Here is a 23,098-nt window from a genome sequence, read left to right on the forward strand (position 1 = left end):
CGCATTACCAGTTCATGTTCAGCGAAACGCCCACGGTGCGCGGTTCGTTGTAGACCGCGGCCATGTAGTTCTCGATCACACCCTTGAGGTTCTTCTCGTTGGTGATGTTGCGCGCGAACAGCGCCACTTCGTAGGCACCGTAGTTGCCCGAGTAGCCGATCTTCAGGCCACCCTCGAAGTCACCCTTGGAGTTGAATTCCTTGCTGTCGTACAGCACGAAGCTGGTGTAACCCTGCTTGTTCCAGTCGGTGGAAACGAACATGGTGCCTGCGTCGCTGACCGGGAAGTCGTAGCGGGCGGCCAGGTTGACGTTGTACTTCGGCGCGTTCGGCAGCGGGTTGCCATCGATCTGCGCGAAGGTGTTGGCACCGACCTTGATGGTCGGGTCGCCGACGGTGCAGACCACCTGGCCGTTGAGGCCGCAGACCTGCGCGTACACGCGCTTGTCCTTGATCTCGCTGTGCAGCAGGCTCAGGCCGGCGCTCAGGGTCAGGTTCGGGATCGGGCGCAGCTCCATGTCCGCTTCGAAGCCGTAGGCCTTGGCCTTGTCGGCGTTGAACAGCACGCCGTTGCCGTCCGAATCGTTGCCGTTGAGCTGGATGTCGTTGACGGTGTAGGTGAACGCGGTGGCGTTCAGGCGCAGGCGGTTGTCCCACAGGCTGCTCTTCACGCCCGCTTCCCAGGACAGGATGGTCTCGGAATCGGCGGTGGTGAAGTCGGCATTGAACACCGCCGAACGGCCCTGGATGGTCGGACCGCGGAAGCCACGCGCAACCTTGGCGTAGACGCTCACGTCCGGGGTGATCTGATACATCGCGCTCAGATCCCAGCTCGGGGTGGTGTCGGACATCTTGACGTCGGTGCGGCCCTTGTAGGTAACCACGCCGGCGGCAGTGTCAGCGGTCTTCAGCAGGCGCGTGTGCTTCTCGTCCTTGGTCTGGCGCAGGCCGGCGGTGACGGTGAACTTGTCGGTGAACGCGTAGCTGAGCTGGCCGAAACCGGCCCACGAGGTGTTCTTGTTGCGCAGGCGCACCCAGTTGTTCGGGTTGCGCGCAGCACCGTTGAGGAACCAGGCGCGCTGGTAGAAATCGGTGGTGTCGCTGCCATTGAAGTAGAACGCACCGGCCTGCCACTGCAGGGCGCTGTCGTCATGGCTGGCCAGGCGGAATTCCTGGGTCCACTGGTCCAGATCACGGATGCGGCCCATCGACTGGCCGTAACCGTTCGGTACGCCATTGACCGGGAAGTTCACCGCAGCGCCGCCGTCGGTGTCACCGCGGCTATAGCCGGAGGTGGTCTCGTAGGCGGTGATCGAGGTGAAGTCGATCGCGCCGAAATCGTAGCGTGCCTTCACCGAGCCGCCGTAGGTCTTGTAGGCCTGCGGGTTGTTGCCGGCTTCGTCGTAGGCCACCTGGTCACGCGGCACGTCGGTCTTGTTCGAGCCCTTGGTCAGCGCACCGCGCAGGAACAGGGTCGAGGTGCCTTCGTAGTCACGGGCGTGGGCCGAGGCCAGGATCGAGAACTGGTCGCTCGGGGTCAGCAGCAGCTGTGCGCGCACGTTGCGGTCATCGAAACCGCCCATGGCGTTCTTCTTCGGGCTGACCGTGCCGTCCGCACTCGGGCCCTTGTAGGTATTGTCGACGTAGTCGTCGCGGTGCTGGTACAGGGCCGACACGCGGAACGAGGCGATGTCGTTGATCGGGCCACCGAAGCCGCCGTCGATCGACACGCTGTTGTAGGTCGCGTAGCTGGCGCTGACGCGGCCGCTGTACTCCTGGGTCGGCTTCAGGGTGTCGAACTTGATGATGCCGGCGGTGGTGTTGCGGCCGAACAGCGAGCCCTGCGGGCCGCGCAGCACTTCCACCTGGTCCACGTCATAGACCGGGTTGGACTTCAGCACTACATGCTCGAGGACTACATCGTCCTGGATGATCGACACCGGCTGCGAGGCACCCAGGTAGAAGTCGATGTTGCCCAGGCCACGGATGTAGAAGCGCGGGAAGATGCGGCCGGTGGTGGTTTCCGCATACAGGCTCGGAACGCGGCCGGACAGCGCCAGCAGGGTGTCGTCACCCCCAGCGGTGAAGTCGCGCATGCGCTCGCCCTGCACCACGCCGACCGAGACCGGCACTTCCTGCAGGTTCTGCTCACGGTGTTCGGCGGTCACGGTGATGGTGTCCAGCCCGGTCGGGGTCGGCGCACTGTCCTGCGCCGAGGCGCCGAAGCTGGCAGCCAGGGCCACACCGGCACAGGCCAGCGCCAGCGGGTGGCGGCGGAAGGAAACGAAGGAAGACGACATACCCGACAGGCGGCGGGAATCGGTATGGGAGGGCATGGAATGCTCTGAGGAGGCGTCCGTGCGGCCTGCGCGGGCCGGGCGGCAAAAAGGAGGAGAACTGCGCAAGCCGCCATTATCCCCCAAATTGTTACGATTTCGTTGCGCGGCGCCCAAACACGGCGAAACAAGCGGTTTCGGCACAGTCACCGGGCATTCCGCACGCCCTGGAGGCTTGACTCAGGGCAGCGGGGTCAACGCCACATCGACCATCGCCAGCAGTCGCTCGCGGCTGATGCCGTCACGGGCCTGCACCGAAATGCCGTGCAGCACGGTGGCGAAGTGATCGCCCAACGCCTGCACCGCCACATCGTCGGCCAGCTGCCCTTCGGCCTGCGCCTGCTGCAGGCGCGCGATGATCGCCGCCGTGCGCTGGCGACGATGGCTGGCCAGCCAGTCCCGAACGCCCTCGCCATCAGGCGACACGCTGCTGGCCGAGGACACCACCAGGCAACCATGCGGGCGCCCGCGCCGGGTGTAGGTCAGCACCGCGTCACGCAGCATCGACCCGATCGCCTCGCGCAGCGTGGCCTGCTCCAGCGCGCGCGGCGCGAAGCCGCCTTCGCCTTCCTCGTACAGCGCAACGGCTTCGCGGAACAACTGCTCCTTGCTGCCGAACGCGGCATAGATGCGCGCCGATGCAATGCCCAGTGCTTCGACCAGTGCCGACATCGAGGTGCCTTCATAGCCGTGCTGCCAGAACAGCAGCATTGCCTTGCGCAATGCCTGGTCCCTGTCGAATTCGCGCGGTCGCCCTGCCATCTGCCTGCCTGCCGTTCTGAGGCGCGCAGTGTAACGCGGGTGTTGACCGCATCGATGGCCGCGCCTATTATTTGTTGATCGACAAACAATTGGAGCAACACATGCAGACCCTCAAGGGCCCCAGCCTGCACCTGGCGCAGTTCGCCGGCGACCAGGCCCCGTTTAACTCGCTTGCCAGCATTGCCGCGTGGGCGGCCGGCCACGGCTTCAAGGCGCTGCAGATTCCGGCCTGGGATGCACGCCTGTTCGACCTGGCCACCGCCGCCGACAGCCAGGACTACTGCGACGACATTCGTGGCACGCTGGCCGAGCACGGCCTGCAGGTCAGCGAGCTGACCACCCACATCCTCGGCCAGCTGGTGGCCGTGCATCCGGCCTACGATGAACTCTGCGACGGCTTCGCCCCCGCAGCACTGCGCGGCAACCCGAAGGCTCGCAGCGAATGGGCGCAGCAGCAGCTGCACCTGGCCGCCCGCGCGTCGCGCCGCTTGGGCCTGCAGGACATGGGCACCTTCTCCGGTTCGTTCGCGTGGCCTTACCTGTTCCCGTTCCCGCAGCGTCCGCCAGGCCTGATCGACGCGGCCTTCGATGAACTGGCACGACGCTGGCGGCCGATCCTCGATACCTGCGAGGACAACGGCATCAACCTCTGCTACGAGATCCATCCCAGCGAAGACCTGCACGATGGCACCAGCTTCGAGCGCTTCTTCGAGCGCGTCGGCCAGCACGAGCGCTGCCGCATCCTGTTCGATCCCAGCCACTTCGTGCTGCAGCAGCTGGACTACCTGCAGTACCTGGACATCTACCACCCACTGATCCGCATGTTCCATGTCAAGGACGCGGAATTCCGCCCCAGCGGCCGCCAGGGCATCTACGGCGGTTACGCCGACTGGACCGAGCGGGCGGGCCGCTTCCGCTCGCTGGGCGATGGCCAGGTCGACTTCAAGTCGATCTTCTCCAAGCTGGCCCAGTACGATTACCAGGGCTGGGCAACGTTGGAATGGGAGTGCTGCCTGAAGGACCAGGAGGCCGGTGCACGCGAAGGTGCCGCTTTCATCCGTGACCACATCATTCCGGTCACCGACAAGATCTTCGACGATTTCGCTGGTGCACCGATCAGCACCGCACAGATGCAGCAGATGCTCGGTATCGCCTGAGCCCCAACGGAGCAACCCCCATGAACACCCTTTCTTCCGCTGGCACTGCCGGCGACGATGCCCTGCGCCATCACTACCTGCGTATCGACGGCCAGCGCGTGCATTGCGTGTCGGCAGGCAGCGGCCAGCCCGTGCTGCTGATCCCTGGCTGGCCGCAGACCTGGTATGCCTGGCGCCATGTGCTGCATGCACTGGCAGCCGCCGGTTTCGAGGCCATCGCGGTCGACCCGCCCGGTATCGGCGAATCCGATCGCCCTGCGCACGGCTACGACACCGGCAGCGCCGCCGCGGTACTGCACCAGACCATGCAGGCACTGGGCCACGAGCGCTATCAGGTGGTCGGCCATGACATCGGCATGTGGATCGCCTATGCATTGGCCAGCGACCAGCCGCAGGCCGTGCAGCAGCTGGCCGTCACCGAAGCAGTCATCCCCGGGCTGGCGCCGGAGCCGGGCATCTTCGCTGCGCCGGCCGACAACATCTTCCTCTGGCACTTCATGTTCAACCAGGTGGCCGACCTGCCGGAAGCACTGATCACCGGACGCGAGCGCGCCTATCTGGAATTCATGTTCGACCGCTGGTCGTACCGCCGTGATGCTGTTGCCGCCGATACCTACATTGCCGCCTACAGTCGGCCCGGTGCACTGCGCGCCGGCTTCGCATGGTACCGCGCGATTCCGGAAACGATCCGCCAGAACAAGCTGCGTGCGCAGCGCCGGCTCGCAATGCCGGTGCTGGCGATCGGCGCGGAGCATGCCACCGCCGATGCACCGATGCTGACCCTGCAACCACACGCCGATGACCTGCGCGGCAGCATCGTACCGGGCTGTGGCCACTTCATCATGGAGGAAGCACCGCAGGCGTTCCTGGAACAGCTGCTGCCGTTCCTGCAGGAGGCGCGTCATGCCGCTTGAACCCGCACTGCAGCAGTTCGTCGATGCAGTCGCGGCCCATCCGCTGCCCGAGGACCTGCGCGAACTGCGTGCGATCAGCGAGACCGCACTGCCGCAACTGCAGGGTGCACCGCAACCGGTCGCACACGTGATCGAGCACAGCGTGGCCGCACGTGACGGACAGCCGCTGGAAGTGCGCCTGTATACCCCGGACGGGCTACCCGACGGACCGGCACCGGCCCTTTTGTTCGCGCATGGCGGCGGCTGGTTCCAGTGTTCGCTGGCGGTCTATGACGGTCCTTGCCGTGCGCTGGCCAATGCCAGCGGCTGCGTCGTGGTGGCGGTCGGCTACCGCTTGGCCCCGGAGCATCCGTTCCCGGTGCCGCTGCAGGATGTAGCAGACGCCTGGCAGTGGCTGCAGATCAACGCCGCTGGCCTGGGCCTGGACCCGCAACGACTGGCGATCGGGGGCGACAGTGCCGGTGGCAATCTCGCTGCCGCCTGCTGCCTGCTGCTGCGTGATCTCGGCCTGCCGCAGCCGCACCACCAGCTGCTGCTGTACCCCGCGCTGGATGCCGGCATGGGCAGCGACTCCTACCGCGAGTACGCCAGCGGCTACTACCTCAGCGCCGAACTGATGCAGCGCTGCTGGCAGGCCTATCTGGGCGACATGGATCCGCCGCCCGCACTCGCCTCGCCGGCCCACGCAACGGACCTGTCCGGCCTGGCACCGGCTTCCGTGCTCAGCTGCGAGCACGACCCGCTGCGTGATGAGGCCGAGCACTACGCGGCGCGCCTGCAGTCTGCGAACGTGGCGTGCACGCTGGAGCGGTTGCCCGGGATGATCCATGCCTGCATCCATCTGCACGGGGTGGTCACCTCCACGGACGCGGCGGTACAGCGCGCGGGCGCCCGGCTGCGTCAGGCTCTGGCCTGAACAGGTGGGCCGGTGGCGGGGCCAATACCGCCGCCCTGCCCTCCGCTTGGCAAGCCCCACAGGCAGCGCTACACTGAAAGCCTGCCGTGGGGCCATAGCTCAGCTGGGAGAGCGCGTCGTTCGCAATGACGAGGTCAGGAGTTCGATCCTCCTTGGCTCCACCACTATTCGGAAGAACCCGTAGATCCACGTGATCTGCGGGTTTTTTCTTTCCTGCATCCCGGTTCAGGCCGGCTCCTTGCCTCCGTCCTTGCGCTGCGGGCTCCGCGAGTGCGTATCGCGCACCTGTTGATCGCGCTGCCCCGGCCGCTGCTTGGCCACATCGTCCTGCTTCCTGTCCTGGCGGCTTTCCTGCACGCCCTGCTTCGGGTCGCCGTGGTCTTTATCGTGCTCGCTCATCGAAAACTCCCTCGTCGGCGGGGGCCGACGCTGCCTCCACGCTAGAGCGCATCGGGTAAGCCGCCAGTCAGTTCGGTGCGAACGCTATGTGCAGCCCGCGGCTTGCAGCCATCGGCAAGGTACATCCAGAATCCGACGCACTATGCATACCGGGTGCACCATGCCCTCTTCCGTCCAGCACGCAGCACACGCCGTGCCGATGATCCTCGATGCGACCGACGGCAGCCTCCGTCTCGGCAATCTACCGGCCTTGATCTGCCCCACCCTCTCACTGGATGAAGCGCGCGTCGCCTTTGCCGCCTTGGTAAGTGGGGAGCGTGATGTCGGCACCGGCTATCACTGGTTGAGCCTGCACCGGCTCAGCCTGGGCGGTGCGCCCGCTGGCATCGGCCTGTGCTTCCACGGGCAACAGCTCGACATGGTGACGATGAGCGTCAGTCTGCCTGGTGCGACGTTGGAAGACGGCTGGCCGACCCAGGTGGCGATCGACGCCGAGGTCGCCTTCATGCGCCGCACACTGGGCGCGGCGTTGGGTCGCAAGCTGGCCGGTGGCCACGCCCGGTTCGACTGGGGCGAGGCCTGGGCCAGCTTTGATCCGAAGGGATTCATGGCCAGCAGCGGTATCCGCTACCTGCCACGCCGATGACCCCACTCAGGTGCGTGTGATCGACACGCCGCCCTCGACGCGCATCGCGCTGCCGGTGACGAAACTGCTTTCATCGCTGGCCAGGAACAGCGCCGCGTTGGCGATCTCCTCCGGCTCGGCCATGCGCTTGAGTGCGTGCAGCGAGCGCACGAAGTCGCGGGCATCGCCAGTCGGTGCCGCCTGCCGCCCCATTTCGGTATCGGTGCCGCCGGGCAGCAGCACGTTGCTGCGTACGCCGCGCGCGCCGTATTCGGCGGCGATCACCTGGCTCAGGCCGATCAGCCCGGCCTTGCTCGACGCATAGGCCGCCATGCCTGGGAAACCGACGGTGTGCCCGACGAAGGTGCCGACGAACACCGTCGAGCCACCGCCGCGCGCCAGCATCGCCGGCAACTGCGCGCGTGCAGCATGGAAGGCGGCATCCAGGTTGGTCGCCATCACCTCGCGCCAGGCGTCCACCGGGAACTCCGCGGCCGGCACGCCCGGGCCGAGCATGCCGGCATTATTAAGGGCGATGTCGAGGCCACCGAATGACTGCTGGGCGAGATCGACCAGCGCCTGCGCCGTGCCCGGATCAGCCACATCCGCCGCATGCACTACCACCTCGCCACCAGCGGCGCGGATCTGCTCGGCCAGTTCCTGCAGCGGCTCCGGCCGCCGTGCGTTGAGCACCAGCTTTGCGCCTTCAGCGGCGAAACGCAGCGCGCTGGCGCGACCGATGCCGGCACTGGCACCGGTGATGAGAGCGATCTTGTTGTTCAGGCGCATGGTCGTGGTACCGGTTGTGAAGTGGCCGCCACGATGCCGCGCCTTCGGCCTGCCAACACTCCGTTTCCGGGCCTGACCCGTCGGTGCAGGAAACGGAGTTTCCGCAGAACCGGCACGTGCCAGAATCCAGCCATGGACAGTACCGCCACCACCGCCCTCGATGCCCGCGTAGAACGGGTCTGCCGCCACCTGCAGACCAGCCTCGACGAACCCTCGCTGCAGGAGCTGGCCGACATCGCTGGCTGCAGCCCGACGCGCCTGCATCGCCTGTTCAAGCAGGCCACCGGGCTGACCCCCAAGCAGTACGCCGCCGCGCCGCGCGCCGACCGCCTGCGCACCGGGCTGGAACAACAGCAACGCATCACCGACGCCTTCCACGATGCTGGCTTCGGTTCCAGTGGACGCTTCTATGAGAACGCACCTAAGTTGCTGGGCATGACTCCCAAGCAATGGCGCGCAGGTGGTCGCGGCGAAGTCATCCACTTCGCGCTTGCCGAAAGCTCACTGGGCAGCGTGCTGGTGGCCAGCAGCGGGACCGGCGTGGTCGCGATCCTGCTCGGCGACGATCCGGAGACCCTGCTGCAGTCGCTGCAGCAACGCTTCCGCCAAGCCGAACTGGTCGGCGCCGACCAGGGCTATGAGCAACTGGTGGCGCAGGTGGTGGGCCTGGTCGAGGATCCCTCACGCGGCGCCACGCTGCCGCTGGATATCCGCGGCACCGCATTCCAGCAGCGGGTGTGGCAGGCGCTGCAGCAGATCCCACGTGGGCAGACCGCGTCGTATGCGGATGTTGCCGCGCGCATCGGCGCGCCCCGCTCGAGCCGTGCCGTAGCACGCGCATGCGCAAGCAACCCGCTGGCGGTGGCCGTACCCTGCCACCGCGTAGTGCGTCGAGATGGCGACCTGTCCGGCTACGCCTGGGGTGTGGCCCGCAAGCGCGAACTGCTACGCCGCGAAAAGGCCTCGACTGCCTGAGGTGGGTGCCGACCTTGGTCGGCGCCCAGCTTCCGGTAGGTGCCGACCTTGGTCGGCACACCGCCAAGCCCTCAATCCAGCTTCACCACCAGCTTGCCGAAGTTGCGCCCCTGCAACAGCCCGAAGAACGCCTCCGGTGCATTCTCCAGTCCTTCCACCACATCCTCGCGGTACTGGATGCGGCCTTCGCGCAGCCACTGCGGCATCTCGCGTTCGAAGTCCGGCCACAGGTGGTTGAAGTCGTACACGATGAAACCGCGCACGGTCAGGCGCTGGCGCAGGATCTGGCTGAACAGTGCCGGCAGCCGGTCCGGACCGGGCTGCTCGACGCCGCGGTCGTTGTAGGTGGCAATGGTGCCGCATACCGGAATGCGAGCGAAGTCGTTGAGCAGTGGCAGCACCGCATCCAGTACATGGCCGCCGACGTTCTCGAAGTAGACGTCGATGCCCGCAGGCACCGCCGCGCGCAGCTGGTCCGCAAAATCAGCGGCGCGATGGTCCAGCGCCACGTCCACGCCCAGCGTCTGCAGGTAGGCACGCTTGGCCTCACCGCCGGCGATGGCGACCACGCGTGCGCCCTGCAGCTTGGCCAGCTGGGCCACGGTCGCCCCGACCGGGCCGCTCGCTGCGGCGACCACCAGCGTCTCGCCCGGCTTCAAACGGGCGATTTCATGCAGGCTGGAATAGGCAGTGAATCCGGGCATGCCGTACACGCCCAGCGCCGTGCTCAATGGCAGGCCGGCGGGATCGAGTCGACGTGCCAGCGCAGTCGCAGGCAGCACCGCGTGGGTCTGCCAGCCACCTGGCGCCAGCACCAGATCCCCCACCGCTACCCCTTCGGCGTTGGACTGCAGCACCTCGGCCACGGTCTGACCCTCCATCACCGCGCCGACCGCCACCGGCGGGGCGTAGGACGGGCCTTCGTCCATGCGTCCGCGCATGTAAGGGTCCAATGACAGGTAGCGGTTGCGCAGCAACACTTCGCCCGGCCCGGGCGCCGGCAGCGTGGCCTGCTCCAGACGGAAATTGCCGGCGGTCGGTGCGCCCTGTGGACGCGAGGCCAGCACGATGCGGGAAGTAGTCGAAGAAGCGGTCATGGCGACGGACTCTGCTGTTGCCAGCATCAGGAAAGGAGCGTCGACACTACGCCGCTGCGGGCGGCGCCAGCGGCCACGAAAACAGCGTTCCATTGCCCGTACCCGCGCGGGTCCGGCGCAACCCTTGCCCTTGCAGCTTTGGCGATCGCGGCGACCTGCTGATTTCCACCGCAGACGATGATCGATTGGCCACGCCCCGCCCCACAAAGGAGGATCAAGCACTTGCGAGCGCGCAGACGGCAATGTGAAGAAATCTTGGCAAAACGCTTGCCGAAGGCAGCCGACCTCCGTAATATACGCGTCCTTGGCAGCGACCTCGCTGCAACGAAACATGTGGCCGAGTAGCTCAGTTGGTAGAGCAGGGGATTGAAAATCCCCGTGTCGGCGGTTCGATTCCGTCTTCGGCCACCATTTTCGAAGACCTGCAGAAATGCGGGTCTTTTTTTTCCGGAAACCGGGTTTGATCACGGTTGCCGCACAATTTGGCCGAGTAGCTCAGTTGGTAGAGCAGGGGATTGAAAATCCCCGTGTCGGCGGTTCGATTCCGTCTTCGGCCACCATCTTTCGAGACCTGCAGAAATGCAGGTCTTTTTTTGTCTGCGATCTGCCATCCTCGCAAGGCGTGGATCCAGGCCCGGCCAGCGCCGCCTGGTTGACGAAACATTTACACCACCTCGCGCCGTGCCACCTACGCTCCAGACTCCTGTCTGGAGCCGCCCATGCATCTTCGCCCTGCCCTGCTCGCCTGCCTGCTGCTGGCCACCCTGCCGGTGATCGCCGCCGAGCCGGTGCGCGCGGTCGACACGCTGGACATCGATCGCTATGCCGGTCAGTGGCACGAGATCGCGCATCTTCCGGTGTCGTTCCAGAAGCAGTGCGTCGGCGAGATCACCGCCAACTACGGGCTGCGCCGCGATGGCCGCATCAGTGTCACCAATGCCTGCCGCAACGGCGACGGAGAGCGCGTTGTTGCTGAAGGCGTGGCACGCCCGGTTGCCGGCCATCCCGGCCAGTTGCAGGTGCGCTTCGTTCCCGACTGGCTGAGCTGGGTGCCCCTGGTCTGGGCCGATTACTGGGTGCTGGCACTGGACCCGGATTACCAGTGGGCGCTGGTCGGTGAACCCGACCGGAAATACCTGTGGATCCTTTCGCGCCTGCCGGAAATGGATCGCAGCCGGTTCGAAGAGTTGAAAGCGAAGGCCGAAGCAATGGGCTACGACCTCAAGCCGCTGCGCTTGATGGCCCCCCTGCGCGACACGCCTGCCGACTGAATCGCCCCGCATACGGCGCACTGCGCGCGACCGATCCGGCGCCACGCACGCCCGGCCGCCATCTTCACGCGCTACCCTCTGCGACGGGTCGCCACAGGCGATCCAAACGACCATACGCCGTAGTATGCTTATCCAACGCACCCCTTCAGAGGACCTGCGCCCATGCTCCACCGTTTCCGTATCGCCTTGATCGTCCTGTGCACCCTCGCCCTTGTTGCCTGCAACAACGGCATCGTCAAGCGTGTTTCGGAACCGGCGGCCAGCCTGCAGCAGCTGACCGTGCGCGCCGACGGCAACTGGACCGTGGCCCTGCGCCTGCAGAACTACAGCTCGATGCCGATGACCTTCGATGACGTCTCCCTGGCCCTGACCGTCGGCGACACCGAAGCCGGCACCCTGCAGGCCAAGCCCGGCATCTCCATCGGCGGCACCTCCGCCGACGTCATCAATGTCGACCTTGTGCCCAGCTCGGCCGCACGCCTGGTGGTGGCCGATGCGCTGGCTGGCAATCGCACCCTCGCTTATGGCCTGAAGGGTTCGGTGGCGGCCACGCCGCAGGAAAAGAAGCAGCGCAGCTTCGACATCAGCAGCCGCAGCACCCTCAACCAGGCCCCGGGCCTGCCGGGCGTGCTGCGCTGACTCCACTTTCCGCCGCGGCGCCTGCCGCCGCTCCCCCTGTCCCTGATCGAGACGTACCTGATGAGCAGCTACACCGCCCCGCTTTCCGACCTCCGTTTCGGCCTGCACGACGTGCTCAAGGTCGAACCCCTGTTCGCCCGCCTGGGCTTCACCGACGCCACCGCCGACGTGGTCGATGCCGTGCTGGAAGAAGCCGGCCGTTTCAGCGCCACCGTGCTGGCACCGCTCAACAGCGTCGGCGATGAGATCGGCTGCGTGCTCGACCAGGCCAGCGGCGAAGTGACCACCCCGCCCGGCTTCAAGCAGGCCTATGACCAGTTCGTGGACGGCGGCTGGACCGGCCTGACCGCCGCACCGGAACTGGGCGGACAGGGCCTCCCGCACACCCTGGGCGTGCCGCTCAACGAAATGATCAATGCCGCCAATCTCGCCTGGGGCAATTTCCCGCTGCTCTCGCACGGCGCCATCGAAGCACTGAAGCAGCACGGCGAAGCATGGCAGCACGAGGCCTTCCTGAAGCCGCTGATCGAAGGCCGCTGGACCGGCACCATGTGCCTGACCGAACCGCACTGCGGCACCGACCTGGGCCTGCTCAAGACCAAGGCCGAGCCGAACGCCGACGGCAGCTATTCGATCACCGGCACCAAGATCTTCATCACTGCCGGCGAGCACGACCTGACCGGCAACATCGTGCACCTGGTGCTGGCCAAGCTGCCTGATGCGCCCCCGGGTGCGAAGGGCATTTCGCTGTTCGTCACCCCGAAATTCAAGGTCGACCGCGATGGCGACGTCGGCGAGCGCAACGCGCTGCGCTGTGGCTCGATCGAACACAAGATGGGCATCAAGGGTTCGGTCACCTGCGTGATGAACTTCGATGGTGCACAGGGCTACCTGGTTGGCCAGCCGCACAAGGGCCTGCAGGCCATGTTCACCATGATGAACACTGCGCGCCTGGGTGTCGGCCTGCAGGGTATCGGCCTGTCCGAGCGCGCCTATCAGAACGCACTGAAGTACAGCCGCGAGCGCCTGCAGTCGCGTTCGCTCAGCGGCGCCAAATTCCCGGACAAGCCGGCCGATCCGATCCTGGTGCACCCAGATGTGCGGCGCATGCTGCTGACCATCAAGTCGCTGGTCGAAGGCAGCCGCCTGCTGGCACTGCACGCGGCCACCCTGATCGACGTCGCCCACCATGCCGACGATGCCGCCGAGCGTGAGCGCGCCGACACCCTGGTGAGCTTCCTGACCCCGATCTCCAAGGCCTGCCAGACCGAATGGGGCATCGAGAACACCTACAACGCCCTGCAGTGCTTCGGCGGCCACGGCTACATCCGCGAACACGGCATGGAGCAGCTGGCCCGCGATGCGCGCATCACCACGCTGTATGAAGGCACCACCGGCATCCAGGCGCTGGACCTGATCGGCCGCAAGACCGCGTCCAGCCAAGGCGCCGGCCTGAAGCTGATGCTGGCCGAGATCGAGGCGTTCGCCAAGGCCAACGAGGGCAACGAAGCGCTGGCCGAGTTCATCGGCCCGCTGCGCGCCAAGGCCGCCGAATGGGGCAAGCTGACCATGGATGTGCTGCAGCGCGCGGCCGCCAACCCGGACGAACTGGGCGCAGCCAGCTACGACTACCTGTTCTATTCGGGTTACGTGGTGCTGGCCTACTGGTGGGCCCGCAGCGTGGCCGCCGCCGATGCCAGCGCGCATGGCGCCGCCTTCGCCCAGGGCAAGCGCGAGACCGCACGGTTCTACTTCACCCGCGTGCTGCCGCGCACGCTCAGCCACGCCGCCGCGATCCAGGCCGGCGCCGCACCGCTGATGGCGATGGACGACGAACGCTTCGGCGCCTGAGCCGGGCGGCGCCCGGCACCCGCGGTAGTGCCGGCCGCTGGCCGGCAACCGCAACAGCAACAGCTGCATCCCGGTGGATGGCGGGACGGTATGGGCTGGCAGGACACGCCGTAAACCCATCCTTGGGGGCTCGATGGCGCCATCCATGGCGCCAACGGTCCTGCCAACCCACACCGCCCCGCCTCTGACAGTCCCCCGCGATCTGCCGTAGATCCACGCCACGCGTGGATGGAAACCACCGGAATCCATCTGGAGAAAAGCCCCCCTTTGTTAAGGGGGGCGCGCCAACGGCGCGGGGGATAGGAGGAATGCGTGGACCTGAATCTTGCGATTTGGGTATCGCCCTCCAGGCGATACCCAAATCGCAATGATTCAGGTATAAGCTGTTCTCCCGATGGAGACAGACACTACACGCTTGGGTCTGATCGAAGCCGGAGCTCCGATTTCTGCTCCGGGCGCCGAAGCATCGCCCAACGCCACGACGCTGCATCGCCCCGGTTCGGTCCGGCTGCTCTCGCTTGATGCCCACGGACGCGTACTGGACTGGATCACCTGGCAGGATGCTGCCTGCCTCTACGCCCGCGAAGCCGTCGCCTGGACACTCGGCGATCCCTGCCTGCACATCCACGGCGGCACCAACCGCTTCAGCGGCCTGCAGAGCGGCATGGACCTGCACCCGATCATCGCCGCCCGCGGTCACGCCCGCTCCCGCGCGATCGATCCCACACCGAACCTGACCAACCCGGCCCTGTTCGCCCGCGACGCCCACCTGTGCATGTACTGCGGCCAGCAGTTCGGTCGCCCCACGCTCACCCGCGACCACGTCATGCCGCTGTCCAAGGGCGGCCTGGACTGCTGGGAAAACGTGGTCACCGCCTGCTTCCACTGCAACTCGCGCAAGAGCGACCGCACGCCCCAGCAGGCCGGCATGCCGCTGCTGGCGGTGCCCTACCGGCCCAGCTGGATCGAGCACCTGATCCTGTCCAACCGCAACATCCTGGCCGACCAGATGGCCTTCCTGAAGGCGCAATTACCCAAGCGGTCAAAACTGAGCACCTGAATCGCCGAAAATGCAACCCTCACCGTCCTGTCACGGACGGCGGCGTTTGCTTGCCCCACCCCCGTTTGAGGGCGAAAATGGGCGTTCAGAACAAGTGCGAACATGATGATCGACTCTGCCCGCTATCCCCGCCTCGCGCGCATCCAGACACCGGATGACCTGCGCACGTTCGACGAATCCGAATTGACGGCGGTCGCCGATGAACTGCGCGCCTACCTGATCGAATCGGTGGGCAAGAGCGGCGGCCACTTCGCCGCCGGCCTGGGCGTGATCGAACTCACCGTGGCCCTGCACTACCTGTACCAGACCCCGGTCGATCAGCTGGTCTGGGATGTCGGTCACCAGACCTATCCGCACAAGATCCTCACCGGTCGCCGCGACGAGATCCATACCGTCAAACAGAAGGACGGCGTCGCGCCTTTCCCGAAGCGCGAGGAAAGCGAGTACGACACCTTCGGCGTCGGCCACTCTTCGACCTCGATCTCGGCCGCGCTCGGCATGGCCATCGCCCGCCAGTCCGAAGGCGACGACCGCAAGGTCGTGGCGGTGATCGGTGACGGCGCGATGACCGCCGGCATGGCGTTCGAGGCGCTGATGCATGCCGGTGGCATGGAGCCCGAGCCGAATCTGCTGGTGATCCTCAACGACAACAACATGTCGATCTCCGAAGCGGTTGGCGGCCTGACCAAGATGCTCGGCCGCGCCACCGGCAGCCGCACGCTCAACGCACTGCGAGAAAGCGGCAAGAAAATCCTGGGCGACAAGAAGAACAATCCCGCGCGCTTCGTGAAGCGCTGGGAAGAACACTGGAAGGGCATGTTCGTGCCGTCCACGATGTTCGAGGAAATGGGCTTCCACTACACCGGCCCGATCGATGGCCACGACCTGCCGGCACTGCTGTCTGCGCTGAAGACCCTGCGCGCCTCCAAGGGTCCGAAGCTGCTGCACGTGATGACCACCAAGGGCAAGGGCTACGAGCCGGCCGAAGGCGACCAGATCGGTTACCACGCAGTGGGTCCGTTCGATCCGGACAAGGGCCTGGTGGCCAAGGCCGGCGCCAAGAAACCGACCTACACCGATGTGTTCAGCGACTGGTTGTGCGATGCCGCCGCCGCCGAGCCGCGCCTGTACGGCATCACCCCGGCGATGCGCGAAGGCTCCGGCCTGGTGCGTTTCAGCAAGGAATACCCGCAGCGCTATTTCGACGTGGCGATCGCCGAGCAGCACGCGGTTACCCTCGCCGCCGGCATGGCTACCCAGGGTGGCAAGCCGGTGGTGGCGATCTATTCCACCTTCCTGCAGCGCGCGTACGACCAGCTGGTGCATGACGTGGCGATCCAGGACCTGGACGTGCTGTTCGCGATCGACCGCGCCGGCGTGGTCGGCCCGGACGGCGCGACCCACGCCGGCAACCTCGACCTGAGCTTCCTGCGCTGCGTGCCGAACCTGGTGGTAATGGCACCGTCCAACGAAGCCGAGTGCCGGCAGATGCTCAGCACCGGCCTGCAGCACCCGGGCCCGGCCGCTGTACGCTATCCGCGTGGTACCGGCACCGGCGTGGCCGCCGGCAACGACCTGTCCACGCTGCCGATCGGCAAGGGCGAGCTGCGCCTGCAGGGCAGCCGTATCGCCCTGCTCGCCTTCGGCAGCACCGTGGCTGCGGCCGAACAGGTCGGCCGCGAACTGGGCCTGAGCGTGGTCAACATGCGCTTCATCAAGCCGCTTGACCGCGAGCTGGTGCTGGCTGTCGCCGCCCAGCACGAGGGCCTGGTGACGATCGAAGACAACGTGGTGGCCGGTGGTGCCGGTTCCGGCGTCGGCGAGCTGCTCAATGCCGAGGGCGTGCAGCGCCCGATCCTGCACCTGGGCCTGCCCGACAGCTACCAGCACCACGCCAGCCGCGAGGACCTGCTGGCTGAAGCGGGTATCGATGCCGCCGGCATCCGCGCGGCAGTGCTCAAGCGCTGGCCGCAACTGGTGACCGGTACCCCGCCGCTGAGCGCGGCCGGCTGAGGCCGGCCAGCACCGCCTGGTGGATCCACGCACGGCGTGGGTCTACTGCGGACCGGAATATATCCACGCCATGCGTGGATGGCGGAACCCCGAAAACGCGCCCCGGCCCTCAGCCGTAGCTGACCGCCTCCACGAATGCACCACTGGCCTCCACGCGCACCGCCGCGCGCTGCCCGGTATCGACAAAGTGCAGGCGTGCGAGGGTTTCGGCGAAATCGTAGGCGCGGGCGCCATCACGGAACTCGATCGGCTCCGGCCTGTCCGGGTGCAGCACGCGCCATTGGCGCTGTTCGCATTGCAGGCGGATCAACATGCGGCTCACTCCTTGAGGCAGCGTATCGACGTTGGCGTACGACCGCACCGATAACGGCACGGACTGTCGTTGCAGATCAGGGACACCCGAAGACTCCCTGATCGCAGAAGATACGTTGTTCAAAATGTGAGCTGTATCAGATTATTCTGATTTTCGAGGGGGACGCTCAGTTCACCTGGAACTGGGCCCGGCAACCATTGCTGACCCAGATGCCGCGACGGTCCCAGCCCCAGGTCTGGCCTTCGATGCAGGCGCTGCGCGAATCCTGGCGGACCATGCGCACGCCACGGCGGATGCGGGCTTCGCAGTACTCCTGGCGGTGGCCGTTGGAATGGCAGGTGACGACCTCGCCGCCACCCCAACCGTTGCCGTTGCCCCAACCGCCGCCATTGCCCCAGCCCCCACCGCGGCGGTATTCGCCGACAAACTCGGCACGGCAACCTTGGGTGACCCATATCCCGTAGCGCGATTGGCCCCAGGTCTCACCCTCGACACACGGCGAACCCGACAACTGGCGGATCATCCGGGCCCGGCCTTCCAGACGGCACTCATTGCTGCGGTTCTTGATCGACTCGCAGCGCACGATGCCACTGCCTTGGCGACCGCCATAGCGATCATCGTCATAACCGTAGCCATAGCTCTGCGCCTGTGCGCCACCGGCGGCTGCCAGCATCGGCAACAGGGTGCAGGCCAGGGTGCGCCAGGGGAGTGCCTTGCCCATCGATATCTCCAGATGAATACGATGGCGCAAGCATCAGTGATTCCCGACGCGGCGCACAGGGGGCGCGCAAAGACGGTTCTTTCCCCATTCAAACAACCCAACCGCGGCTGACCGCACCGGCGTCGCCTGGGCGTCATTCGACGATGAGCGCGTCCACGGCATTACCGAGTGCTTCGACCCGCACCCGACTGGGCTGGCCGGTACGACGGTGGTGCTCCAGGGCCAGTGCGGCGGCGGCGTCGAACGCGTCGGCACCGCGCGCATAACGGGCGGCATCAGGCGCGTGCGGGTCCAGCACGGACCAGTGCTGGTGGTTGCATCGGATAGTAATGACCATGAAAGGCTCCCGGGGGTTCGAAGATCCGTCGGCGGGTCCTACCGCCAGTATCCCGTCAGGCTAGCGAGCGCCTCAGGAATGGCCTATCAGATTTGTACGAAAATGCCTCGGGATTCGGTCGGTCACCCCTGCCCTCACATCGCTGAGTCCATTTACCGAATTCATTTCGTGATCCTTGTCACGGAGTCAGCACGGCTTCACACTACTGTCACCAACAGGGGCCCCTTCCACATGCGCACCTTCTTTTTCCAGCAGCGTTCAACGCTTCTTAAGTTCTACTTCGTGGCCAGCTATCTGGTGCTGATCGAGGAACTGATCCGCGCCGTCGTGTAGAGAGCGCTTGCTGAAGGGTTATTTGCGACAGACACTGTCGCTTTAGGCACGGAGCCAGCCCGATGAAAGCACTTCTCCTGATTCCCGTCCTGATGCTCCTGGCCGCCTGCGCGAGCCAGGACAAGGCAGCTGCGCGCGCTGACGCGGCAGCGGCCGCGCCGGCCACACCGATGGTCGGCGGTGACCGCGACGCCCACGGCTGCATCGGCTCGGCCGGCTACCAGTGGTGCGAACACAGCCAGCGCTGCGAGCGTCCGTGGGAACTGGCCAAGGCCCACGGCCTGGCCAATACCGCCGAGGCCATCGATACCTACTGTGCGAAGCCGGCCAGCCCGGCCCGCAAGTGAGCCGCAGGCGCCATGGCTGAGCTGAGCCCACTGCCGACCCTCGCACCGGGTCGCTATCGCCATTTCAAGGGCGGCGAGTACGAAGTGATCGACATCGTCCGCAGCAGCGAGACGCTGGAGCCACTGGTGCTGTATCGCGCCCTTTATGGCCAGGGCGGCCTGTGGGTGCGGCCGTACCCTATGTTCGTCGAACAGGTGCCCGGCGAACACGGGCCGCAACCCCGCTTCGCTCGGATCGACGATTGACCGGAAGCTGCCGGCCGCGGCCGGCAGCGCGGCGCGGCGCATCTGCAGGCCTGCGCTACAATCGTACCGTCCAGTCGGTTTCTTCCCATCATGTCCGCATCCCCCTCCCGCTCGCGCCGCAAGGCGCCCGACAGCGTGCGCCAGTCACTGCTGCAGGCCACCATTGAAGTGATCGGCCGAGATGGCCTGGCCGCATTGACCGTGCAGGACGTGGCCCACGCCGCCGGTGTCAGCAAGGGCGCGCTGTTCCACCACTTCAGCAGCAAGCAGGCACTGGTCGATGAAGCCATCGGCGCACTCATCGGCGAATTCGAAGCACGCGTGCGCGCCCTGCTGCTGCAGAGCGCACCTGGCCATGGCTGCTTCAGCCGTGCCTATGTGCAGGCCAACTTCGAACACCTGCTGCAGCAGGAAGAAGACAACGACATCGGCCTGACCCTCGGCAATCTGATGGAGCCGGCCCTGCTCGCGCACTGGCGCACCTGGAAGCGCGCCATGCTGGCCGAATTCCCTGACGAGGCCAACGATGCACGGTTGTATGCCGCGCGCTGCGCCGCCGACGGCTACTGGGCTACCGCCTACGGCCGGCCGCTGGACGAAGAAGAGCGCCTCAACGCGCTGGCCATGGCCGAGCAGGCCCTGAAGTTGTGCGACCCGTTGTGAGCCGGAGCCTGCAATGAGCCCTTACGCCTGTCTTGCCGCTGCGATCGTGCTGGAAGTGATCGCCACCTCGCTGTTGAAGGCGTCCGATGGCATGAGCCGCCTAGCACCGACACTGGGCGCATTGGTCGGTTACGGCCTGTGCTTCTATCTGCTGTCAGTGACGATGAAGTCGATCCCCACCGGCATCGCCTATGCGATCTGGTCCGGTGTCGGCATCGTGCTGATCTCGCTGATCGGGCTGGTGGTCTTCAAGCAACGCCTGGATGCACCGGCGCTGATCGGCATCGGGCTGATCTGTGCCGGTGTGCTGGTGATCAACCTGTTCTCGCACAGCAGCGCACACTGAGCACGCTGCTGCGCGGTCAACGCTAGCTGACCTTCTTCGCTACGGTCATGCCGAGCAGGAACAGCACCACGGCGATGATGATGCCAGCCCAGAACAGGAACTTGGCGATGCCGACCGCGGCGCCGGCAATGCCGCCGAAACCGAGCACGCCCGCGATGACGCCGATGATGGCGAAGATGATGGCCCACTTGATCATGTCAATCCTTTCCCCACGGGGACTGCGTACTGGATGATCAGGCTAGGCCGTGGCCGATGCGGCAGTCGTGAACAGGCCGCGTGCGCGGCGTGAATCAGCGCGGCCGGAAGCGCAGCAGCGCCACCGCGAAAGCCAGGAACACGCTGCCCACCAGCCGCTCGAACCAGCGCCGTGCGAAGGGCTTGGCCAACCAGCGGCGCAGGCCATGGCCTCCGGCGGCATACATCACGTACCAGAACAGCTCGCAGGCAGCGAAGGTGGTGACAAGCACGCTGTACTGCAGCGCCTGGCCGCGCGACGGATCGACGAACTGCGGCAGGAACGCCGCCGCGAACAGCAGCAGCTTGGGGTTGCTCAGGCCCACCAGAAGACCGCCACGGAACACCGTCCACGCACCATGTACCGGCATCGTCGGCAGTGCGGCATCGGTCGTCACCGGCGGTGCAGGCCGGCAGCTGTCGCGCCACGCCTTCAGGCCCAGCCACGCCAGGTAGGCCACGCCCAGGTAGCGCAGCACATCGAACAGCATCGGCGAGGAATGCAGCAGCGCACTCAGGCCGGCCGCGGACGCTGCCAGCACCAGCAGCATCGCCAGCAGGCAACCGGCCATCGCCGGCACGCTGCCGCGGAAGCCGAGCCCGACGCTGCGGCCAAGGATATGCAGCATGTTCGGGCCAGGTGTACCGCACAGCACAAAGACCGTGGCCAGGAACCACCACCAGGTATGCAGGGCCATTTCTTCAGTCGCTCCAGGAAACCCCGCCAGCTTAAGCGGTTGCCACCATCAGCGGCACATACAGCGCGGCGTGGATACAAGGGTTACAGATCCCGGCCATCGGCACCCGGACGCCATCTGTGCTGCAATGACGGCCCCTGGCATGGAGCTGCGCATGAAAACCCTGGGCCTGATCGGCGGTATGAGCTGGGAAAGCTCGGCGCAGTACTACCGGCTCATCAACGAGGAGGTGCGGCAGCGCCTGGGAGGCGCGCATTCGGCGCAGCTGCTGCTGTGGTCGGTGGATTTCGCCGGCATCAAGCAGCTGCAGCACGACGGCGACTGGGATGCACTGGGCGACCACATGGTCGACGCCGCACGGCGGCTGCAGGCCGGCGGTGCTGACCTGCTGCTGATCTGCACCAACACGATGCACAAGCTGACCGACCGTATCGAGGCCGCCTGCCCGCTGCCGCTGCTGCATATCGCCGACCCGACCGCATCTGCCATCGTGCAGTCGGGCATACGCAGGGTGGGCCTGCTGGGCACCGCCTTCACCATGGAACAGGACTTCTACCGCGGCCGGCTGCAGGATCGCTTCGGCCTGGAGGTACTGGTCCCCGATGCCGATGATCGTCGCAGCGTGCACGACATCATCTACCAGGAACTGATCGCCGGCGTGGTCAGTGATCGCTCGCGACAGGTCTATGTCGACGTGATCGCACGCCTGGTCGAGCGCGGTGCCGAAGCGATCATCCTCGGTTGCACCGAGATCATGCTGCTGGTGCGAACGGAGGACAGCGCCGTGCCGCTGTTCGATACCACCACCCTGCATGCGCTGGCCGCGGTGGACGCGGCACTGGCCTGAACCGATACCGGACAGGGCCCGGAATCAGTCCGCGCCCTGCACTTCCAGCGCGGTGATGAGCCAATCGACCACCGCCTGCGAATCACACAGGAAGAAGATGGCATCGCCGGAGCGCGCTTCGGTAAGCAGCCGATAGACGGTGATCGCCACCGCCGATTGGTTGGCGATGAACACTTCCGGACTGCGCGGTCCTTCGCTGTGGCCGGCCTCGGCGTGCAACGCCTTGCGCGCAGCCACGGTGGCAGCCGGGTCTGCGCTGCGGGTCAGTTCCGGCCCGCGCAGGCCCCAGGCGATGAACACATGCTTGCCCTTGAACGTGGTGTCCAGGACCCGCACCTCGGCGCCGCCTGCGTCGGCCGAGCGATGAATGACGGTACTGCTGATCAACGCAACCCCCTGTGGTCGTCGTGGTCCGCGCATCGTCCTCCGCAGGCCGCCCGCACGCCAGTGACGACAGCCACAGGCTGTGCCGACAGGCGTGGGAGACATGTAAGAAGGTGTAAGCCGATGCGATCGGATGTGCAGCGATGATACGGGATGTAAGCCCCTGCATGGGCTGGCGCGCACTACTAAATCCCCACTGAGCCATCGCCGGAACGATCCGTTCCGGCAGCCCCGGGCTGGGCCATTCTTGCCACCCGTTCCCCACCCGAGGCTCCACATGACCCATCGCCTGCTGCTGCCGATCGCCGGCACCGCCCTTGCCCTGCTGCTGGCCGCCACCGCCGTGGCCGCCCAGGACTACGACACCGATCACGTTCCACCGCTGCGCTGCGAATCCCAGTTCAACAAGACCCAGCAGTGCCCGATCGAGGGCCGCATGCGCCCGGCAAAGCAGCTCTCGGTCACCCGCTGCGTCGAGGACAGGAACTGGGGCCAGAGCCGTCGCATGCTGTGGGTCACCGATGGCTGCCGCGCCGAGTTCGTTGCCGACGAACAGGGGCGCGGACGCTGGCCCGGGCGCGGCCGGGACCGCGACGACGACGGCGAACGCCTGGTCTGCGAGTCCTATGAAAAGAAGGAAAAGGAATGCCGCATCCGTGTTCGTCGCGACGTGCGCCTGGTCAAACAGAAGTCGGTGACGACCTGCATCGAGGATCGCAACTGGGGCTGGGACCGCCACGGCGTGTGGGTGAGCGACGGCTGCCGGGCCGAGTTCCGGGTGTATTGACTGCCGAGCACGCGCTGGCTGCGGCGGGTAGGCATGCGT

27 protein-coding genes and 3 tRNA genes are annotated in these 23,098 nt (G+C 66.2%); 19 read left to right on the forward strand and 11 right to left on the reverse strand.

From position 1 onward, the window contains the following. Positions 1–4 precede the first annotated feature (4 nt). Positions 5–2,335, reverse strand: a complete 2,331-nt coding sequence (locus tag AC07M7_RS06410) for a TonB-dependent receptor (protein ID WP_046985303.1) — start codon at positions 2,333–2,335, stop codon at positions 5–7. 180 nt (positions 2,336–2,515) lie between these two features. Then, positions 2,516–3,097 (reverse strand): TetR/AcrR family transcriptional regulator, encoded by a 582-nt coding sequence (locus AC07M7_RS06415; protein WP_253078198.1) that lies wholly within the window; start codon positions 3,095–3,097, stop codon positions 2,516–2,518. 101 nt (positions 3,098–3,198) lie between these two features. On the opposite strand from AC07M7_RS06415, the gene AC07M7_RS06420 reads away from it, so the two are divergent. The 4 genes from AC07M7_RS06420 to AC07M7_RS06435 all read left to right on the forward strand — a co-directional run bounded on the left by AC07M7_RS06420 (position 3,199) and on the right by AC07M7_RS06435 (position 6,248). After that, complete coding sequence (locus tag AC07M7_RS06420; RefSeq protein ID WP_495206972.1) at positions 3,199–4,254, forward strand: sugar phosphate isomerase/epimerase family protein; 1,056 nt, start codon at positions 3,199–3,201, stop codon at positions 4,252–4,254. A gap of 20 nt (positions 4,255–4,274) precedes the next feature. Continuing rightward, positions 4,275–5,168, forward strand: coding sequence for an alpha/beta fold hydrolase (locus AC07M7_RS06425; protein WP_478473758.1), 894 nt, complete (start codon positions 4,275–4,277; stop codon positions 5,166–5,168). Beyond that, positions 5,158–6,084: an alpha/beta hydrolase gene (locus tag AC07M7_RS06430; protein WP_136639753.1), complete on the forward strand. Its 927-nt coding sequence runs from the start codon at positions 5,158–5,160 to the stop codon at positions 6,082–6,084. Before AC07M7_RS06425 ends, AC07M7_RS06430 begins: the two co-directional genes overlap by 11 nt. An 88-nt stretch (positions 6,085–6,172) precedes the next feature. Continuing rightward, positions 6,173–6,248 (forward strand) — tRNA-Ala (locus AC07M7_RS06435). Between the two features lie 61 nt (positions 6,249–6,309). On the opposite strand, the gene AC07M7_RS06440 is transcribed toward AC07M7_RS06435, so the two are convergent. Beyond that, positions 6,310–6,483, reverse strand: a complete 174-nt coding sequence (locus AC07M7_RS06440; protein ID WP_495206973.1) for a hypothetical protein — start codon at positions 6,481–6,483, stop codon at positions 6,310–6,312. Between the two features lie 160 nt (positions 6,484–6,643). Here AC07M7_RS06440 and AC07M7_RS06445 point away from each other — a divergent pair, with 160 nt between their 5' ends. Continuing rightward, on the forward strand, positions 6,644–7,129 hold the full coding sequence (locus AC07M7_RS06445) for a hypothetical protein (RefSeq protein WP_495206974.1): 486 nt from the start codon (positions 6,644–6,646) through the stop codon (positions 7,127–7,129). A 6-nt stretch (positions 7,130–7,135) separates the two neighbouring features. On the opposite strand, the gene AC07M7_RS06450 is transcribed toward AC07M7_RS06445, so the two are convergent. Next, the gene (locus tag AC07M7_RS06450; RefSeq protein WP_495206975.1) at positions 7,136–7,897 is read right to left on the reverse strand and encodes an SDR family oxidoreductase; all 762 of its coding nucleotides are present in this window, start codon (positions 7,895–7,897) and stop codon (positions 7,136–7,138) included. Between the two features lie 132 nt (positions 7,898–8,029). Here AC07M7_RS06450 and AC07M7_RS06455 point away from each other — a divergent pair, with 132 nt between their 5' ends. Next, positions 8,030–8,872 (forward strand): bifunctional transcriptional activator/DNA repair enzyme AdaA, encoded by an 843-nt coding sequence (locus tag AC07M7_RS06455; protein WP_495206976.1) that lies wholly within the window; start codon positions 8,030–8,032, stop codon positions 8,870–8,872. A 71-nt stretch (positions 8,873–8,943) separates the two neighbouring features. Here the strand turns inward: AC07M7_RS06455 and curA are convergent, their stop codons facing one another. Then, complete coding sequence (curA, locus tag AC07M7_RS06460) at positions 8,944–9,969, reverse strand: NADPH-dependent curcumin/dihydrocurcumin reductase (RefSeq protein ID WP_495206977.1); 1,026 nt, start codon at positions 9,967–9,969, stop codon at positions 8,944–8,946. A gap of 335 nt (positions 9,970–10,304) precedes the next feature. On the opposite strand from curA, the gene AC07M7_RS06465 reads away from it, so the two are divergent. From AC07M7_RS06465 to dxs, 7 genes are all read left to right on the forward strand, one after another. Further along, positions 10,305–10,380: transfer RNA gene (locus AC07M7_RS06465), tRNA-Phe, on the forward strand. Between the two features lie 73 nt (positions 10,381–10,453). Beyond that, a tRNA-Phe gene (locus AC07M7_RS06470) sits at positions 10,454–10,529 on the forward strand. 159 nt (positions 10,530–10,688) lie between these two features. Further along, a complete protein-coding gene (locus tag AC07M7_RS06475; RefSeq protein ID WP_495206978.1) occupies positions 10,689–11,240 on the forward strand; it encodes a lipocalin family protein in 552 nt (183 codons plus the stop codon). A 162-nt stretch (positions 11,241–11,402) separates the two neighbouring features. After that, on the forward strand, positions 11,403–11,879 hold the full coding sequence (locus AC07M7_RS06480; protein ID WP_006380397.1) for an LEA/WHy family protein: 477 nt from the start codon (positions 11,403–11,405) through the stop codon (positions 11,877–11,879). A 60-nt stretch (positions 11,880–11,939) separates the two neighbouring features. Further along, on the forward strand, positions 11,940–13,730 hold the full coding sequence (locus tag AC07M7_RS06485; RefSeq protein ID WP_495206979.1) for an acyl-CoA dehydrogenase C-terminal domain-containing protein: 1,791 nt from the start codon (positions 11,940–11,942) through the stop codon (positions 13,728–13,730). 394 nt (positions 13,731–14,124) lie between these two features. Then, a complete protein-coding gene (locus AC07M7_RS06490) occupies positions 14,125–14,790 on the forward strand; it encodes an HNH endonuclease (RefSeq protein WP_046985953.1) in 666 nt (221 codons plus the stop codon). A 105-nt stretch (positions 14,791–14,895) separates the two neighbouring features. Then, positions 14,896–16,803: a 1-deoxy-D-xylulose-5-phosphate synthase gene (gene dxs, locus AC07M7_RS06495; RefSeq protein ID WP_046985954.1), complete on the forward strand. Its 1,908-nt coding sequence runs from the start codon at positions 14,896–14,898 to the stop codon at positions 16,801–16,803. 109 nt (positions 16,804–16,912) lie between these two features. On the opposite strand, the gene AC07M7_RS06500 is transcribed toward dxs, so the two are convergent. The 3 genes from AC07M7_RS06500 to AC07M7_RS06510 all read right to left on the reverse strand — a co-directional run bounded on the left by AC07M7_RS06500 (position 16,913) and on the right by AC07M7_RS06510 (position 18,174). Further along, a complete protein-coding gene (locus AC07M7_RS06500) occupies positions 16,913–17,116 on the reverse strand; it encodes a hypothetical protein (RefSeq protein WP_005417823.1) in 204 nt (67 codons plus the stop codon). 166 nt (positions 17,117–17,282) lie between these two features. After that, positions 17,283–17,837, reverse strand: coding sequence for a DUF3011 domain-containing protein (locus AC07M7_RS06505; RefSeq protein ID WP_136639968.1), 555 nt, complete (start codon positions 17,835–17,837; stop codon positions 17,283–17,285). A 133-nt stretch (positions 17,838–17,970) separates the two neighbouring features. Then, positions 17,971–18,174: a hypothetical protein gene (locus AC07M7_RS06510; protein WP_046983951.1), complete on the reverse strand. Its 204-nt coding sequence runs from the start codon at positions 18,172–18,174 to the stop codon at positions 17,971–17,973. A gap of 395 nt (positions 18,175–18,569) precedes the next feature. Here AC07M7_RS06510 and AC07M7_RS06515 point away from each other — a divergent pair, with 395 nt between their 5' ends. From AC07M7_RS06515 to AC07M7_RS06530, 4 genes are all read left to right on the forward strand, one after another. Then, positions 18,570–18,854, forward strand: a complete 285-nt coding sequence (locus AC07M7_RS06515) for a hypothetical protein (protein WP_430765901.1) — start codon at positions 18,570–18,572, stop codon at positions 18,852–18,854. Between the two features lie 12 nt (positions 18,855–18,866). After that, positions 18,867–19,100, forward strand: coding sequence for a DUF1653 domain-containing protein (locus AC07M7_RS06520; protein WP_046983954.1), 234 nt, complete (start codon positions 18,867–18,869; stop codon positions 19,098–19,100). Between the two features lie 90 nt (positions 19,101–19,190). Further along, positions 19,191–19,763 carry a TetR/AcrR family transcriptional regulator gene (locus AC07M7_RS06525; protein ID WP_046983955.1) on the forward strand — a complete coding sequence of 191 codons (573 nt, stop codon included), beginning with the start codon at positions 19,191–19,193 and terminating at the stop codon, positions 19,761–19,763. A gap of 13 nt (positions 19,764–19,776) precedes the next feature. After that, complete coding sequence (locus tag AC07M7_RS06530) at positions 19,777–20,109, forward strand: SMR family transporter (RefSeq protein WP_136639966.1); 333 nt, start codon at positions 19,777–19,779, stop codon at positions 20,107–20,109. 22 nt (positions 20,110–20,131) lie between these two features. Here the strand turns inward: AC07M7_RS06530 and AC07M7_RS06535 are convergent, their stop codons facing one another. Together AC07M7_RS06535 and AC07M7_RS06540 are read right to left on the reverse strand one after the other, a co-directional pair. Next, entirely contained in the window at positions 20,132–20,305 is a 174-nt protein-coding gene (locus tag AC07M7_RS06535; RefSeq protein WP_006380555.1) for a DUF1328 domain-containing protein, read from the reverse strand. Between the two features lie 94 nt (positions 20,306–20,399). Next, the gene (locus AC07M7_RS06540; protein ID WP_136639965.1) at positions 20,400–21,041 is read right to left on the reverse strand and encodes a LysE family translocator; all 642 of its coding nucleotides are present in this window, start codon (positions 21,039–21,041) and stop codon (positions 20,400–20,402) included. Between the two features lie 142 nt (positions 21,042–21,183). Here AC07M7_RS06540 and AC07M7_RS06545 point away from each other — a divergent pair, with 142 nt between their 5' ends. Then, positions 21,184–21,888, forward strand: coding sequence for an aspartate/glutamate racemase family protein (locus AC07M7_RS06545; RefSeq protein ID WP_308518121.1), 705 nt, complete (start codon positions 21,184–21,186; stop codon positions 21,886–21,888). 24 nt (positions 21,889–21,912) lie between these two features. Here AC07M7_RS06545 and AC07M7_RS06550 read toward each other — a convergent pair whose 3' ends face one another. Continuing rightward, on the reverse strand, positions 21,913–22,308 hold the full coding sequence (locus AC07M7_RS06550) for a hypothetical protein (protein ID WP_046983958.1): 396 nt from the start codon (positions 22,306–22,308) through the stop codon (positions 21,913–21,915). A gap of 241 nt (positions 22,309–22,549) precedes the next feature. On the opposite strand from AC07M7_RS06550, the gene AC07M7_RS06555 reads away from it, so the two are divergent. Further along, the gene (locus tag AC07M7_RS06555) at positions 22,550–23,059 is read left to right on the forward strand and encodes a DUF3011 domain-containing protein (protein ID WP_495206980.1); all 510 of its coding nucleotides are present in this window, start codon (positions 22,550–22,552) and stop codon (positions 23,057–23,059) included. The last annotated feature ends 39 nt before the right edge of the window (positions 23,060–23,098 follow it).

It is taken from the genome of Stenotrophomonas sp. GW821-FHT09E08 (assembly GCF_059416125.1).